Source organism: Amycolatopsis sp. NPDC059027 (genome assembly GCF_042739735.1).
Taxonomy (GTDB): Bacteria; Actinomycetota; Actinomycetes; order Mycobacteriales; family Pseudonocardiaceae; genus Amycolatopsis.
Genome location: NZ_JBHYIK010000037.1, coordinates 9,662 through 25,614 on the forward strand (window position 1 = coordinate 9,662; position 15,953 = coordinate 25,614).

Annotated in this window: 13 protein-coding genes; 7 read left to right on the forward strand and 6 right to left on the reverse strand. The window is 71.0% G+C overall.

Features of this window, described 5'->3' with window-relative positions:
- Positions 1-97 precede the first annotated feature (97 nt).
- Positions 98-1,660, reverse strand: a complete 1,563-nt coding sequence (locus tag ACFWY9_RS24915) for an alkaline phosphatase D family protein (RefSeq protein WP_378340047.1) — start codon at positions 1,658-1,660, stop codon at positions 98-100.
- 148 nt (positions 1,661-1,808) lie between these two features.
- On the opposite strand from ACFWY9_RS24915, the gene ACFWY9_RS24920 reads away from it, so the two are divergent.
- Complete coding sequence (locus ACFWY9_RS24920; protein WP_378340048.1) at positions 1,809-4,181, forward strand: penicillin acylase family protein; 2,373 nt, start codon at positions 1,809-1,811, stop codon at positions 4,179-4,181.
- A gap of 12 nt (positions 4,182-4,193) precedes the next feature.
- Here the strand turns inward: ACFWY9_RS24920 and ACFWY9_RS24925 are convergent, their stop codons facing one another.
- Positions 4,194-4,949: an SDR family NAD(P)-dependent oxidoreductase gene (locus ACFWY9_RS24925; protein ID WP_378331663.1), complete on the reverse strand. Its 756-nt coding sequence runs from the start codon at positions 4,947-4,949 to the stop codon at positions 4,194-4,196.
- A gap of 34 nt (positions 4,950-4,983) precedes the next feature.
- A complete protein-coding gene (locus tag ACFWY9_RS24930) occupies positions 4,984-5,727 on the reverse strand; it encodes an SDR family NAD(P)-dependent oxidoreductase (RefSeq protein ID WP_378340049.1) in 744 nt (247 codons plus the stop codon).
- Between the two features lie 144 nt (positions 5,728-5,871).
- Here ACFWY9_RS24930 and ACFWY9_RS24935 point away from each other — a divergent pair, with 144 nt between their 5' ends.
- Entirely contained in the window at positions 5,872-6,702 is an 831-nt protein-coding gene (locus ACFWY9_RS24935) for a helix-turn-helix transcriptional regulator (RefSeq protein WP_378340050.1), read from the forward strand.
- A gap of 26 nt (positions 6,703-6,728) precedes the next feature.
- Here the strand turns inward: ACFWY9_RS24935 and ACFWY9_RS24940 are convergent, their stop codons facing one another.
- Both ACFWY9_RS24940 and ACFWY9_RS24945 read right to left on the reverse strand, forming a co-directional pair.
- Complete coding sequence (locus ACFWY9_RS24940; RefSeq protein ID WP_378340051.1) at positions 6,729-7,139, reverse strand: DUF4233 domain-containing protein; 411 nt, start codon at positions 7,137-7,139, stop codon at positions 6,729-6,731.
- On the reverse strand, positions 7,136-8,830 hold the full coding sequence (locus ACFWY9_RS24945; protein WP_378340052.1) for a bifunctional folylpolyglutamate synthase/dihydrofolate synthase: 1,695 nt from the start codon (positions 8,828-8,830) through the stop codon (positions 7,136-7,138). The genes ACFWY9_RS24940 and ACFWY9_RS24945 overlap by 4 nt, the downstream gene beginning before the upstream one ends.
- 71 nt (positions 8,831-8,901) lie before the next feature.
- On the opposite strand from ACFWY9_RS24945, the gene ACFWY9_RS24950 reads away from it, so the two are divergent.
- Both ACFWY9_RS24950 and ACFWY9_RS24955 read left to right on the forward strand, forming a co-directional pair.
- The gene (locus ACFWY9_RS24950; RefSeq protein WP_378340053.1) at positions 8,902-9,531 is read left to right on the forward strand and encodes a class I SAM-dependent methyltransferase; all 630 of its coding nucleotides are present in this window, start codon (positions 8,902-8,904) and stop codon (positions 9,529-9,531) included.
- An 82-nt stretch (positions 9,532-9,613) separates the two neighbouring features.
- Positions 9,614-10,498: an SGNH/GDSL hydrolase family protein gene (locus tag ACFWY9_RS24955; protein WP_378331666.1), complete on the forward strand. Its 885-nt coding sequence runs from the start codon at positions 9,614-9,616 to the stop codon at positions 10,496-10,498.
- A gap of 79 nt (positions 10,499-10,577) precedes the next feature.
- On the opposite strand, the gene ACFWY9_RS24960 is transcribed toward ACFWY9_RS24955, so the two are convergent.
- Positions 10,578-13,211 (reverse strand): valine--tRNA ligase, encoded by a 2,634-nt coding sequence (locus tag ACFWY9_RS24960; protein WP_378331025.1) that lies wholly within the window; start codon positions 13,209-13,211, stop codon positions 10,578-10,580.
- A 110-nt stretch (positions 13,212-13,321) separates the two neighbouring features.
- Here ACFWY9_RS24960 and ACFWY9_RS24965 point away from each other — a divergent pair, with 110 nt between their 5' ends.
- The 3 genes from ACFWY9_RS24965 to ACFWY9_RS24975 all read left to right on the forward strand — a co-directional run bounded on the left by ACFWY9_RS24965 (position 13,322) and on the right by ACFWY9_RS24975 (position 15,952).
- Positions 13,322-13,657 (forward strand): hypothetical protein, encoded by a 336-nt coding sequence (locus tag ACFWY9_RS24965; protein ID WP_378331026.1) that lies wholly within the window; start codon positions 13,322-13,324, stop codon positions 13,655-13,657.
- Positions 13,658-14,111: 454 nt separating this feature from the next.
- A complete protein-coding gene (locus ACFWY9_RS24970) occupies positions 14,112-14,549 on the forward strand; it encodes a MarR family winged helix-turn-helix transcriptional regulator (RefSeq protein WP_378331027.1) in 438 nt (145 codons plus the stop codon).
- 74 nt (positions 14,550-14,623) lie between these two features.
- A complete protein-coding gene (locus tag ACFWY9_RS24975) occupies positions 14,624-15,952 on the forward strand; it encodes an MFS transporter (protein WP_378331054.1) in 1,329 nt (442 codons plus the stop codon).
- The last annotated feature ends 1 nt before the right edge of the window (position 15,953 follow it).

Consider the following 15,953-nt stretch of genomic DNA (forward strand, 5'->3'; position numbering starts at 1 on the left):
CCCCGCGCTGGCGCCATCCGCGGCGCCCCGACAACGCAGGGCCGGAGTATCCCACCCCGCGGGACTCGGTGGCCCTCGATGTGGCATTCACGGAGCGTCAGTGTCGTTGGGGTTGCAGGGTTTTCGACCAGAGGGACGTGCCGGTGGCGTCGCGCAGGTCGACGGTCAAAGCGCCCGAAGCGCCGTCGATGTTCAGCTCGCCGAAGTGCTGGTAGCCGTCGGCGGGTGAGGTGTTCGCCGCGAGCGGGGCGTGCACGAACACCGCCTCCGGGCCGAACGTCGGGTCGAGCTTGTTCGGCCCGAACGCGCCCGCGTTGAGCGGCCCGGAGACGAACTCCCAGAACGGCTCGAAGTCCCCGACCGTCGCGCGGTCCGGCGAGTAGTGGTGGGCCGCGGTGTAGTGCACGTCCGCGGTCAGCCACACGACGTTGCGGACGCGGCGGCGCGCGATTTCGCGCAGCACCCAGTGCAGTTCCGTCTCGCGTCCGCCGGGCGCGCCGGGCAGGCCGTTCGCCACCGCCTCGATCCCGCCGGGGCTGTCGGGCACGACCAGCCCGATCGGCATGTCCGCTTGGACGAGCTTCCACGTCGCGGTACTGCGGCCGAGCGCGTCGACGAGCCAGCGTGCCTGCTTGTCACCGAGGATGTGACCGGGTTTCGTCTGGTCCGAGGTGTTCGCGTCGCGGTAGGTCCGCATGTCGAGCACGAAGATCTCGGCGCGGCTGCCGTACCGGAAGTTGCGGTACACCCGCCCGTCGACGGCCTGGCGCGCGTCGATCGGATGCCATTCGTGGAACGCCTGGAACGCGCGGGGCGCCAGGACGTCGACGCGCTTTTCGGTGTATTCGGGGCGGTCGTTGAGAATCTCGCCCGGGTACCAGTTGTTGACGACCTCGTGGTCGTCCCACTGTGCATAGACCGGAACTTCGGCGGCGAAGCGGCGGAAATGCTCGTCGAGCCGGTTGTAGGCGTGCTGGCCGCGATACTCGTCGAGCGTCTCGGCCACCTTCGCCTTCTCGGGCGTCATGACGTTGCGCCAGGTGCGACCGCCGGGCAGCGTCACGGTCTCGGTCAGCGGCCCGTCGGCGTACACCGTGTCGCCGCTGTGCAGGAAGAGATCCGGCCGCCGGTCGGCCATCGCGGCGAAGATCCTCATACCGCCCCGCGAGGTGTCGATCCCCCAGTTCTGGCCGACGACGTCGCCGCTCCAGACGATCCGGGTGTCCCGGCGCCCGACCGGCGCGGTGGCGAACCGGCCGGTCAGCGGCTCGCTGCACGTCCGGCCGTCGAGCGCCTCCGCGGTGACGCGGTAGTGGATCTCGGTACCCGGCGGCAGCCCCGCGACGCGCACCTTGCCGGTGCCGCCGGTATCGGGCGAGACCACCGGGCCGACGACGCGGCGCGTGTGCCGGAACGACTCGTCCCGCGCGATCTCGACGAGCAGTCGCGACGGACGGTCCGCGCGCGACCAGACGATGCCGGAGCCGGTGGTGACGTCGCCGGACTGGACGCCGTGGGTGAGGATCGGGCGGTCGCGGCGGACGAGCGCGGGCGCGGCGCCCGCGACGTCGGGCAGGAGCAGGCCGGCGGCGAGCGCGCCCGCGCCGGTGAGCCCGGCCTTGAACAGGACACGGCGGGAGGGTGGGGACAGTTCGGTCATGCGCGGTTTCTATCCCGCGTTCCGGGCGGGCGGGCCAACTGCGCATGTCCCGGTGATGAACGGACACCGGTGTGGTCCGTTCGCCCATTGTCCCGTCGCGCGGCGCCTGGCTAGCTTGATCACGAAATTCCACGACACGGGAGTGACCATGCGCCGCTTACTGGCGTTCCTGACCGTCTTACTGTCGGCGTCCGCGCTGCTCACCCCGGCCGCCACGGCGGCGGAGACCGGGCACGCGGTGATCCGCTACACCGAGCACGGCATACCGCACATCCTCGCGAAGGACTTCGACGGGCTCGGCTACGGCTATGGTTTCGCCGCCGCGCGGGACAACATCTGCGAACTGGCGAACACCTATCTGACCGTCGAGGCGCGGCGCTCGGCGTTCCTCGGGCCGGGCGGCTCGGGCGACGCCGCGCTGAGCAGTGCGCGGACGAACCTGGAAAGCGATCTCCATTTCCAGGCGATCAACGACTCCGGGGTGGTGGAACGGCTCGCCGGGGCGCCCGCGCCGCAGGGCCCGCGCCCCGAGGTGCGCGAGATCATCGCCGGCTACGCCCACGGTTTCAACGCCTATCTGGCGAAAACCGGCCGTGCCGGGATCACCGACCCGGCCTGCCACGACGCCCCGTGGCTGCGCCCGATCACCGAACTCGACGTCTACCGCCACCTCTACGCCATCACGACGATCGCGGGTGGCGGCGCGCTGGTAAGCGGGACGGTGAACGCCGAACAGCCGTCGGCCGCGGCGGCTCCCGCCGCGCCGGCGCCGGACGCCGCGCCGCGGATCGCCGCCGCGGTCCGGACGGCGCTGGGCAGTGGCGAGCTCGGCAGCAACGGGATCGCCGTCGGCAAGGACGGCACCGCATCCGGATCGAGCGTGCTGCTGGGGAATCCGCACTATCCGTGGCAGGGCGGGCGCCGGTTCTGGCAGGCACAGCTGACGATCCCGGGCCGTTTCGACGTCTCTGGCGGGAGCATGCTCGGGATCCCGCTGATCCAGATCGGGCACACCGCCGACGCCGCGTGGACGCACACGGTCGCGACACCGATCACGTTCGGCCTCTTCGAGCTCCCGCTGACGCCCGGCGATCCGACGAGTTACGTCGTGGACGGCAAGGCGGAGAAGATGTCGGCGCGGACGGTGCGCGTCGAGGTCCGGGAGGCGGACGGCACCCGCCACCAGGTGGAGCGCACGATCCACGGCACACGCTACGGCCCGGTCATCACCTCGGTCGGCGGCACTTCGCTGCCGTGGACGGCCAAGTCGGTGTACGCGCTGCGCGACGCCAACGCCACCAACCTGCGCGCGCTGAACACGTGGTTCGAGCTCGACCAGGCCCGCAGCACCGGCGCCATCGTCGACGCGCTTTCGCGCACCCAGGGCGTCCCGTGGGTCAACACCGTCGCGACCGACCGCGCGGGCAACGCGCTGTACGCGGACATCCAGGTCGTGCCGCATGTCACCGACCAGCAGGCCGCCGACTGCGGGACCCCGCTGGGACGCCTGTTGTTCCCCGCCTCTGGAGTGTCCATTCTGGACGGTTCACGATCCTCGTGCGGCTGGGGATCCGACCCCGGCGCCATCGAGCCCGGCCTGTTCGCCCCGTCCCGGCTGCCGCAGTTGCAGCGCCGCGACTACGCGCTCAACACCAACGACAGCGCCTGGCTCGCCAACGCGCACGCCCCGATCACCGGCTACCCGCGCATTGTCGGTGACCTCGGCACCCAGCGGTCCGATCGGACGCGAGAGGCGCTGATCACCACCGAGGAAACCTTGGCACACGGCGGTTTCACCACCGAGTCGATGCGGGCGACGCTGTTCGCCGACCGCAGCCGCACCGCCGAGCTGGCCGCCGCGGACACCGCGAAGATGTGCGCGGCCTTCCCCGGCGGGCAGGCGCCGTCCTCGCAGGGCCCGGTGCCGGTCGGCCCGGCCTGCGCGGCGCTCGCGAACTGGGACCACCATTACACGCTGGACTCTCGTGGTTCCCTGCTGTTCCAGCGATTCGCGCAGCGGCTGGGCGGCCCGGCCGGGTCGCCGTGGCGGGTCCCGTTCGACCCGGCGCACCCGCTCACCACCCCGAACACCCTGGACACCGCCAGTGCCGCGGTCCAGCAGGCGTTCGGCGACGCGGTGGCCGAGCTGCGTGCCGCGGGCATCCCGGCGGACGCGCCGCTGGGCGAGCACCAGGGCGTCACGCGCGACGGCGAGCGCATCCCGCTCCACGGCGCGCTGGGGACGGTGGGCGTGCTCAACGTGCTCACCCCCGTGTGGCAGGGGGCGGCGGGCAACGCCGAGGTCGTGCACGGGTCGAGCTTCATCCAGGTCGTCGGGTTCGGGCCGGGGCCGTGCCCGGACGCCTCGACGCTGCTGACCTACTCACAGTCCCAGGATCCGACCTCGCCGTACTTCTCGGACCAGACCAAGCTGTTCTCGAAGGGACAGTGGGTGCGGGAGCGCTTCTGCACGGCCGACATCCTGAGTTCCCCCGCGCTGCGGACCGTCATCCTGCGTTAGGTGCGGGGGACGTCAGTACGCCGTGAGCCCGCCGTCGACCACGAACTCCGCGCCGGTGACGAACGAGGATTCGTCACTCGCCAGGAACAGCATCACCGGCGCGACCTCGGCCGCCCTGCCCGCACGGCGCATCGGGGTGCGCGCGATGTCCGGCTGCCGGTCCCCCTGCTCGTCGAGCAGGTCCTGGATCATCGGGGTCGCGATGACCCCGGGGTGCACCGAATTGACCCGGACACCCCGGGTGGCGTACTCCACCGCGGCGGTCTTGGTCAGCAGGCGCACCGCGCCCTTGGACGCCTGGTACGCGGCCGCCGCCCCGCTGCCGACGAGCCCGAGGACCGACGACGTGTTGATCACCGAGGCGCCGCCGGACGCGCGCAGCATCGGCATCGCGGCCTTCATGCCCAGCCAGGTGCCGGTCTGGTTGACCGCGATGACCCGGTCCCACGCCTCCTGGCCGGTCTCCTCGATGCCGGGCCAGTCCACGATCCCGGCGACGTTGACCAGGATGTCCAGCCTGCCGAAACGCCGTCGCACCAGGTCGATGACCGCATTCCAGCGCTGGGACGACGAGACATCGAGCGGTGCGGCGAGGACTTCGGCGCCGCCGCCTGCCAGCCGTGCCGCGAGGGCTTCCACGTCGTCACCGGCGATGTCGGTGACGACGAGCTGGGCCCCTTCACGAGCGAACAGCTCCGCGGTGGCCTGACCGATGCCACCGGTCGCCCCGGTGATCAGTGCGACCTTGCCGGTCAGTCTTCCTGTCATGGTTCTTTCCTCTTCTCCGTGAACTTGAGCGTGCTCAGGCGGCCGTGTAGCCGCCGTCGGCCGCGACGACGGCACCGGTGACGAAGCCGGCGCGCGGGGAGGCGAGGAAGCCGATCACTTCGGCGATCTCCTCGGGGCTCGCGACCCGTTTCAGCGGGTGTGCTTCGCCGAACGAGCGCAGGTATTCCCTGCTGTCAGGGCGGAAGCTGTCGAGCAGGTCGGTCTCGATGACGCCGGGCGCCACGACGTTGGCGCGGATCCCGTGCGGACCGCCTTCCAGCGCGAGCACCTTGGTCAGCTGGGCCAGCGCTCCCTTGGACGCGCTGTAGGCCGAGCCCCCGGTGAAACCGACGCTGCAGGCGAACGATCCCACGGTGACGATCGCCCCGCCGCCACGCTCCCGCATGACCCGGAAGGCTTCCCGGGAGTGCAGGAACGCCGCACGGGCGTTGACGGCCAGCAAGGTGTCCCAGTCGTCCGCCGTGGTTTCGGTGATCGGCTTGTTCACCGACCGGCCCGCGTTGCTGACCAGGATGTCGAGACCGCCGAACCGCTCTACCGCGGTGGCCACGGACCGTATCGCCGTCTCCTCGTCCGCCACGTCACCGACCAGTGCCGTCACACCGTCGAGCCCGGCCGTCCACTCGTGGACGCTCGGCCGGATGTCGGTGGCGACCACCTGCGCGCCCCTGGCGTGCAGCCAGGCGACGGTCGCCGCACCGACGCCGCGCGCCGCACCGGTGACGAGCGCGACCTTGCCGTCCAGTTCGCCTGCCATTGTCATGTCTCCTTCGCGGTTGTCCCGCCACCGAGTCTGGGACGCGGCGACGGCCGGTGGGAGGGCACGCTTTGCCTGGGTCCGGCAGACCCAGGCAAAGCCCCTTGGTCCGGCCTAGCCTGGAGTCATGAGCGAGTCGAGCGCATGAGCGGCGGAGCACTGGGTGAGTTCCTGCGCGCGCACCGCGCGCGGCGATCCCCGGAGGAGGCAGGCCTGCCCTACTCCGGGCGGCGGAAGGTGCCGGGGCTGCGGCGGGAGGAGGTCGCCGTGCTCGCCGGGGTCAACGCCGACTACTACACGCGCCTCGAACAGGGCCGCGAAACCCATCCCTCGCCGCAGGTGCTCGACGCGCTGTGCCGGGCACTCGATCTCGGCCCGGACGCCCGCGAGCACCTGCACCGGCTGGCGGGGACGGTGCCGGGCACCGGTCCGGAACCCGTGCGGCGGACCGTGAGCCCGCAGTTACGCGGGCTGATGGACGGCTACCGCGACACCCCGGCGTTCGTCCTCGACCGCACGCTGGACGTGCTGGCCACCAACGCGCTGGCCGACGCGTTGTTCTCGCCGTTCCGCGTGACGGACAACCTCGCCCGCATGACGTTCCTCGATCCCGCCGGACGGCATTTCTACGCGCAGTGGAACCGGACGGCGCAGGCCACCGTGGCGAACCTGCGGCTGGCCACGGGATTCGACCCAGCGGACCCCGCCCTGCTGCGCCTGGTGGCCGAACTCGGCGACGGCAGCGAGGAGTTCCGCGCCCTGTGGGACTCCCATCAGGTGCGCGGCAAGACCCTCGAACCCAAGCAGCTGGTCCATCCCGGCGTCGGCCCGCTGACCCTGACCTACCAGGCCTTCGACGTGCGCGACGCACCCGGCCAGCAGCTGGTCGTCTACCACGCGGAACCGGCGACGCCCAGTGCCCGTGCGCTGGCGCTGCTGGGCAGCCTGCACGCCACCATGCGCAGCGCGACCTGACAGTCCATTGTGGACCAAACGGTCCGTCAGGACTGCGGCTGCTGCTGGCTGGGCAGGGTGCCCGCGGCCATCCGGCGCGCGACGTCGCGGCGCAGCAACAGCACCCACAGCCAGAAGGCGAGGAAGATCACGCCGAGGATCGCGACCGCGGGCAGCAGGAACGCCATCGCGATCAGCACCACCTGCAGCGCCAGCACCACCGGGACGGCCCACGGGCGCTTGAGCACGCCGCAGCACAGCAGCAGTACGACCGCGATGGCGATCACGGCCCAGCCGGTGCCGGTGCCCACCCCGCCGCCGAGCTTCGCGACCACCGGGATCGCGAGCGCGACGGTGATGGCCTCCATGATCAGCGAACCCGCCATGACCCCGCGGAAGCTCTTCATCGGGTCCTTCGCGGGTTTCGGGACGCTCCCCGCGGCGTTCTCCTCGCTCATGCGGGCTCCTTCCCGAACAGCGTGCGTGCCTCGCCCACCGTGACGACCGACCCGGTGACCAGCACTCCGCCACCGGCGAGGGGTTCCTCCGGGTCGTCACTCTGCTCCACGAGGCCGATCGCGGTCTCGATCGCCGTCTCCAGGCTCGGTTCGGCCACGACCCGTTCCTCGCCGAAGATCGAGATCGCCAGCTCGTTCAGCTCCTCCAGCGGCATCGACCGCGGCGACGAGTTCCGGGTGACCACGACGTCGGACACCACGGGTTCGAGCGCGTCGAGGATGCCCCGCGCGTCCTTCTCCGCCATCACCGCGACCACGGCGGCGAGCCTGCGGAACGCGAACTCCCCCGACACGGCGGTGGCGAGCGCACGGGCGCCCATCGGATTGTGCGCGGCGTCGAGCAGCACGGTCGGGGCCGCGCGGACACGCTCCAGCCGTCCGGGGTTCTCGACCTCGGCGAACGCTTCGCGCACGGCTTCGAGCACGAGCTGCTTGTCCTTGCCCGCGCCGAAGAACGCCTCGACGGCGGCCAGCGCGAGCGCGGCGTTCGCGGCCTGGTGTTCCCCGTGCAGCGGAAGGAAGATCTCGTCGTAGACGCCGCCGAGGCCCTGCAGCTTCAGCAGCTGGCCGCCGACCGCGACCTCGCGTTCGAGCACCCCGAACTCGCTGCCCGCGCGCGCCACCGCGGCGTCCACCTCAATGGCGCGCTCCAGCAGGACCTTGAGCACGTCCTCGGACTGCTCGGCGATGACCGCGACCGAGCCGGGCTTGATGATCCCGGCCTTCTCCTTCGCCGCCGAAACCGGCTCGGGGCCGAGGTATTCGACGTGGTCGAGGCCGATCGGGGTGAGCACCGCGACGTCGGCGTCGGCGACGTTGGTCGCGTCCCACGCGCCGCCCATGCCCGCCTCGATCACCGCGGCCTCGACCGGCGCGTCGGCGAAGGCGGCGAACGCCATCCCGGTGAGGATCTCGAACTTGCTCATCGCGACGCCGTCCGGATCGGCACCGTCCACCATGGACACATAGGGCGCGACGTCGCGGAAGAGGTCGACGTACTTCGCGGCCGGGATCGGGCGCCCGTCGAGCGCGATCCGCTCGGTGACCAGCTGCAGGTGCGGGCTGGTGTAGCGGCCGACGCGCAGGCCCATCCTGGTCAGCAGCGCGTCGATCATGCGGCTCACCGAGCCCTTGCCGTTGGTCCCGGCCACGTGCAGCACCGGGTAGCCCTTGTTCGGCTCGCCGAGCAGCGTCATCAGCGCGGAGATGCGGGCGAGCGAGGGCTCGAGCTTAGTCTCCGGCCAGCGCTGGTTCAGCTCGGCCTCGACGGCCAACAGCTCGCGACGTGCCTGCGGACCATCCGGATCGCCGTGTTCGGCCTGCTCGCCCTCGTCGTCGAGCTCGTGCGGCGGCTCGTCGCCGGTGTGCGTGAGGTCGGGCACCGGGCCGAGCGCGAGGTTGTCGCCGAGCTGCCCGACGCCGCCGATGCCCGCGCGCGAACCACCGCCCGCGGCGAACGCCTCGTCGGGGCCGTCCAGCTCGGGATCGTGATCGTCGGTGCCCTCGTGTGCCCGCGCGCCCAGCTCGTCGACCCCGGCGAAGCTGTCCGGATCGGCCAGCTCCGGCCTGCGAGGCTCACGCTGCGCGGACTCTGAAGACTCCTCGAACGGTTCGTCCGCCTCTCGCGGCACTGACAACTCCCTAGACCCTGTGTCACCTGTCCAGACGAGTCTACGTGCGGCCGTCCTGGCACTCTCGACGCATGCCGTTCAACCACAACGACCACTACCACCCGTTGCTGCTCGGCCTGCTGCCGCCCGGTCCGGGTACCGCACTCGACGTCGGCTGCGGGACCGGCCGGTTCGCGCGGCGGCTGGCCGCGGCGGGGATGACCGTGGACGCGCTGGACACCTCGGGGCCGATGATCGAGAAGGCCGAGGCGCTGGGCTCGCCGGGTCCCGGCAAGATCGCCTACCGGCACGCGGACGTCACCACCGAATCGCTGCCGGAGGGGCACTACGACTTCATCTCGTGCCTTGCGTCGCTGCATCACGTCCCGTTCGAGACGGTGACCGCGCTGCGCCGCGCGCTGGCGCCCGGCGGCGTCCTGGCCGTACTGGGGCTGGGCAGTCCGAGTGCGGCGGTGGACTGGGGGATGTGGGTGACGGCCGCGCCGGTCAACGTGCTCGCCCGGCTCGTCGTGGCCGCCGGTGAACGACTCAACGGCGGCACCGATTTCGTGCCGCCACCACCGATCAAGGACGAGACGCCGTCGATGACGAAAATCCGGCGCGAGTCGGCCCGGCTGTTGCCCGGGAGCACGGTCCGGACGCTGCTGTTCTGGCGTTATCTGCTCACCTACCGTGAACCGGGTGGGGTTCACCCGATCTGACACCACGGCCGGGTGAACCCTGGCCTCGACCACCCGATTGGCGGCAGGCAGCGGGATCGGCGCTGATTAGACGTGAATCATGATGCGCATCGCTCGGATTCTGCTCACCGCCGCCGCTTCAGCCGTGCTCCTCACGACGTCGGCCGCCGCCGTTTCCGCCACTCCCCGGGAAGCCGGTGTTCACCATTACGTCGCGCTCGGCGACTCGTACACGTCCGGCCCGCTGATTCCCGCGCAACGCTGGGATCCGCTCGGCTGCGGGAGATCGACGAACAACTATCCGTCCTTCGTGGCCAGGGCGCTGCACCCGGACCGCTTCACCGACGTCAGCTGCGGCGGCGCCAAGACCACGCACATGGTGACGCCGCAGGCGGTCCAGTTCGGCGGGGTGAACCCGCCGCAGTTCTCCGCGCTGCGGGAGAGCACGGATCTGGTCACCCTCGGCATCGGCGGCAACGACTCCGACGTGTTCGGCACTCTCATCGGCACCTGCCCCGGGCTGCGGGCCACCGATCCGCACGGGAACCCGTGCCAGCGGCGGTTCTCCCCCGGCGGCGCCGACACGATGAAGGCCGCCGTCGCACGGACCGGCCAGGACGTCGTCACCGTGCTCAAGGGCATCCACCAGCGCTCGCCGCACGCGAAGGTGCTCGTGGTCGGGTACCCGCGCATCGCACCGCCCAGCGGGACCTGCCCGGCGATACTGCCCTTCGCCGACGGTGACTACCGGTGGCTCGACAGCGTCGAACAGGCCCTGAACACCGCGCTCGCGAAGGCGGTCGCTGCCGACGGCAAGGCGGTTTACGTCGACACCTACGGCCCGTCGCTCGGCCACGACGCGTGCGCGCGTGGCGGTGCGGCGTGGATCAACGGCCAGTACACGCAGCTGTTCGCCGCGCTGTCCTACCACCCGTTCCGCAGCGGCATGCTCGGCGTCGCGAACGTCGTCCTTGAGCACCTGACGTAGCGCGGCCGAGCGCCCCAATGTGGCATTGGGTGCGTTGGACGCACCGAACGCCACATTGGGGCGCATGAGCCCCGCTGGGTCAGGCCGACGGCAGGGCGGCGAGGCGGGCGGTGATGCGGTCGATGTCGGCGACCGCGGTTTCCTTGCGCGCCTTGATCTTCTCGATCACGTGCTCGGGCGCCTTGGCGATGAAAGCCTCGTTGGCGAGCTTGCCCTCGGTCTGCGCGAGTTCCTTCTGCGCGGCGCCGAGGTCCTTCTGCAGCCGCTTGCGCTCGGCCGCGACGTCGACCGTGCCGGACAGGTCCAGCTCGACCGTGACGGTCCCGCCGGTGATCGCGACCTCGAGCGACGCGCTCGCGGAGAACCCGTCCTCCGGCGCGGTGAGCCGGACCAGCGAACGGATCGCGTCCTCGTGCCCGGCGACGTCGCCGAACCCGGCACCCGCGAGCCGCGAGGAGACCTTCTGGCCCGGTTTGAGTCCCTGGTCGGCCCGGAACCGGCGGATCTCGGTGACGAGCTTCTGGACGTCGGCGATGCGCGTGTCGGCCTGCGCGTCGGCGTAGCCGGAGGCTGGCGACGGCCAGGACGCGATCACCAGCGATTCGCCACCGGTCAGCGCCTTCCACAGCTTCTCGGTGATGAACGGGATGAACGGGTGCAGCAGCCGGAGCACGGTGTCGAGCACGTGCCCGAGCACCGCGCGGGTCGCCTCGACCCTGGCGGAATCGCCTTGGTACAGCTGGACCTTCGCCAGTTCCAGGTACCAGTCGCACAGCTCGTTCCAGGTGAACTGATAAAGCGCGCTGGAGACCTTGGCGAACTGGAAGTCCTCGAACAGACCGTCCACTTCGGACACGAGCGCTTCGAGCCTGCCGAGGATCCAGCGGTCGGACTCGGTCAGCTCCGAAGCCGCCGGGAGCGAACCCGCCGCGGTGGCGCCGTTCATCATCGCGAACTTGCTGGCGTTCCACAGCTTCGTGCAGAAGTTGCGGGAGCCGGCCGCCCACTCGTCGGCGAGTGCCATGTCCGCGCCGGGGTTGGCGCCGCGGGCGAGGGTGAAGCGGGTGGCGTCGGCGCCGTAGGCGTCCATCCACTCCAGCGGGTCGATGACGTTGCCGCGCGACTTCGACATCTTCTTGCCCTGCGCGTCGCGGATCAGGCCGTGCAGGTAGACGTGGTCGAACGGCTGGGCGCCGGCCATCTCGTGGACGCCGATCATCATCATCCGCACGACCCAGAAGAACAGGATGTCGTAACCGGTGGACAGCACGCTGGTCGGATAGAACTTCGCCAGGTCCGCGGTCTGCTCCGGCCAGCCCATGGTCGACATCGGCCACAGGCCGGAGGAGAACCAGGTGTCGAGGACGTCCGGGTCCTGCGTCCAGCCCTCGCCGCTCGGCGGCTGCTCGTCGGGCCCGACGCAGACGACCTCGCCGTCGGGGCCGTACCAGACCGGGATCCGGTGGCCCCACCACAGCTGGCGCGAAATCGTCCAGTCGTGCATGTTGTCGACCCAGTCGAAGTAGCGCTTCGCCAGCTCCGGCGGGTGAATCTCGGTGCGGCCGTCGCGCACCGCCTCACCCGCCTTACGGGCCAGCTCCTCGACCTTGACCCACCACTGCAGCGAAAGCCGCGGCTCGACCACGGTGTCGCACCGGGAACAGTGCCCGACGGCGTGCACGTACGGGCGCTTCTCGGCGACGATCCGGCCCGCCTCGCGCAGCGCGGCGACGACCGCGGGCCGCGCCTCGAACCGGTCCAGGCCCTCGAACGGCCCGGCCGCGGTGATCTCGGCGCGCTCGTTCATGATCGTGAGCATCGGCAGGTCGTGGCGGCGGCCGATCTCGAAGTCGTTGGGGTCATGCGCCGGGGTCACCTTGACCGCGCCGGTGCCGAACTCGGGGTCGACGTGCTTGTCGGCCACGATCGGGATGCGGCGGCCGGTGAGCGGCAGCTCGACCTCGGTGCCGACCAGGTGGGCGTAGCGCTCGTCGTCCGGGTGGACGGCGACCGCGGTGTCGCCGAGCATCGTCTCGGCGCGGGTCGTGGCCACGACGATGGCGTCGTCACCGTCGCCGTAGCGGATCGAGACGAGCTCGCCGTCGTCGTCACTGTGGTCGACCTCGATGTCCGACAGCGCCGTCTGGCAACGCGGGCACCAGTTGATGATCCGCTCGGCGCGGTAGATCAGACCGGCCTCGAAGAAGTTCTTGAACACCGTCTGGACGGCCTTGGACAGGTTCTCGTCCATGGTGAACCGCTCGCGGCTCCAGTCGACGCCGTCGCCGAGGCGGCGCATCTGGTCGAGGATCTTGCCGCCGTACTCGGCCTTCCACTCCCACACGCGCTCGACGAACTTCTCACGGCCGAGGTCGTGCCGCGAGAGACCTTCCCCGGCCAGCTGGCGCTCGACGACGTTCTGCGTGGCGATGCCGGCGTGGTCCATGCCCGGCAGCCACAGCACCTCGTAGCCCTGCATGCGGCGGCGACGGCTCATCGCGTCCATCAGGGTGTGGTTGAGGGCGTGGCCCATGTGCAGGCTGCCGGTGACGTTCGGCGGCGGAAGTACGATCGAGAACGGCGGCTTGCCCGACCCGGCGTCGGCGGTGAAGTACCCGGCGGCTACCCAGCCCTCGTACAGGGGGGCTTCTTCGGCGGCCGGGTTCCAGGCACCCGGGAGGTCGGTCTGCTGCTGCGGAGCGTTCTCGGTCACAATGGACCAGTCTACGAACCCGCCGCGGCGGGTTTCACTCGCCTTGCTCACCGGCCGTGACGATCATGAGGTAGGCGCCGGTGAGCGGCGCGTGCGAGAGAGGGGAAGCCGTGGAGGAGCCGGAAGACCGGCGCATCGAGACGCATCCGGACCTGGTCGACCCGGAATGGCGCAAGCACGCCGAACTGGACGCCTGGCTGGGTGCGAAGAAGGAACTCAAGAAGCGCCGCAAGCGGGAACGCCGCGCGCAGGGTTTCGGCGGCTACGGCAGCACCAGCCGGTGGCCGGGGGTCGTCGCGATCACGCTCCTGATCGCGCTGGTGGCGACGACGGTAATCCTGCGCCAGGCCAACGGCCCCGGCGTGAACGACCCCGCGCGCCTGACCGACATCCTGTACGGCGCGGCCGCCGCCCCGGTCCGGCCCGATCTCCCCATCGCGCGCTGACCTCCTCCCCGCCGAGCCGAAAGGCGCCTTCGGTGCGTCCAGTGAGCTGAAGGCGCCCTTCAGCTCACCCAACGCACTGAAAGCGCCCTTCAGCACCCCGCCGCCCCGCCGTACCCCCGTTTCGTCGTCCCCTCCGGCTACCGTGTCGGGTAGGGGGCCTCGGGGTGTCCTGAATCTTCCGTTCATTCCTTCGGCGAGTCCGTGAATGCCACATTCACGGACTCTGAGTCCCTCGATGTGACATTCACGGACCCGCTCGACCCGCGTACGAGCCCCGGTGCGACGAGAGCGTCCCTGAGTGCGCTGGATGCACCGGGGGCGTCCCTCGGCGCGCCCAACGCACTGAAAGCGTCCTTCAGCACAAGGGCGTCCCTCGGTACACCGACCGACCGCGCCCAGCCAGGTACCATCGGTAATACCCACAGGCCAAACTGCACAGGCTAGGCTGTGCACTATGGCTACCGTTCCCGCTCATGTCGCCGAGTCGGCGGGCTGGATCCGCGGCGTCGTCGGGCAGCTGCACCGCAGGCTGCGTCAGGTCGACAACGCCGAGATCCTCACGCCTTCGCAGTCCGCCGTGCTCAACCGGCTCTACCGCGAAGGCCCGGCCACCCAGGGGGAACTGGCCGCGGCGGAGCACGTCCGCCAGCAGTCGATGGCCGCGACGCTCGGCGTCCTCGACGGCCTCGATTACCTGACCCGCACGCCCGATCCCGCCGACGGCAGGCGCACCGTGATCGACCTGTCCGACCTCGGCCGCAAGACCGTCCGCGGTGTCTTCCAGCACCGCGACGAGTGGCTGGCGCAGGCGCTCGCGAACGAGCTGACCGCAGAGGAACTCGAAACCGTCACCCGCGCGCTGCCCCTGCTGCAGCGCGTCGCGCAACTGTGAAGGAGCACGCCACGACCACGCAGAGCGCAGCCGCGAAGACCGCCCGATTCGGCCCGAAACTGGTCACCCCACTGGTGGCCGGGGCGGTGCTCAACCCGATCAACTCGACCCTCATCGCCGTCGCGCTCGTCCCGATCGGACAGGCCTTCGGCGCCGGGCCCGGCCAGACGGCCTGGCTCATCTCCGCGCTCTACCTCGCGACCGCCGTCGGACAGCCGGTGGTCGGTCTCCTCGTGGACCGTTACGGAGCCCGCCGCGTGCTCATCGGCGGCGCGGCCGTGGTCATCGTCGCCGGCGTCGCCGGGATGCTCCCGATCTCGGTCGGCTGGCTGACCGGCGTCCGCGCGCTGCTCGGCGTCGGCACCTGTGCCGGTTTCCCCGCCGCGATGGCGGTCCTGCGCCAACGCGCCGAGGCGTCCGGGCAGGGAGTCCCGGCGCGGGTGCTGTCGGTGCTGGCCATGTCCTCGCAGACGATCATGGTGATCGGCCCGACGCTGGGTGGCGTGCTGATCGCCCTGTTCGGCTGGCCCGCGATCTTCGCGGTCAACATCCCGCTCGCCGGCGCCTCGCTGCTGCTCGCGCTGTTCTGGGTGCCGAAGGACGACCTTCGCGACAAGGGCGAGCAGCGGGCGCCGATCGACGTCACCGGGATCGTGCTGTTCGCCGCGACCCTGCTCGCGCTGCTGTTGTACCTGATGGACCCCGGCGTCGACGACCTCTACCTGCTGGCCGCCGCGGTGGCCGCGGGGGCGATGCTGGTCTTCGTCGAACTCCGTGCCCAGCAGCCGTTTCTGGACCTGCGGATGCTCGCCGCGAACCGCGCCATCCTGCGCACCTACCTGCGGCAGGGCCTGAGCTTCCTGGCCATCTACGCGATCATGTTCGGCTACGCGCAGTGGCTGGAGACCGCGCGGCACCTGAGCGAGGAGGCCGCCGGGGCGATGCTGCTGCCGATGTCGGGGGTCGCGGTCGGCGCGGCCGCGTTCTCCGGGCGCGCCACCGGTGTCCGGGCCCGGCTCGTCATTACCGTCGTCGCGCTGACCGCCGGGTCGGTCCTGCTGCTGTTCGTGGGCGAGCACACCTGGCTCGGGGTGCTGCTGGCGCTGACCGCGATGTTCGGCCTCGCCCAGGGGCTGACCAGCGTGGCCAACCAGAACCGGCTCTACCGCGAGGCACCCGCCGACCAGATGGGCACCGCGAGCGGGCTGTTCCGCTCGGCGCAGTACCTCGGCGCGATCGTGGCGTCGACACTCATCGCCCAGTGCTTCGGCGCGCACGCCGGGGACGAGGGCCTGCACCGGCTGGCGATCGCGCTCGTCGTCGTCAGCGTGATCCTGCTCGCGGTGACCGTCTTCGACCGGGGCCTGCGCGAGCGCGGCCGAACCGGTGACCACCGGGAATAGG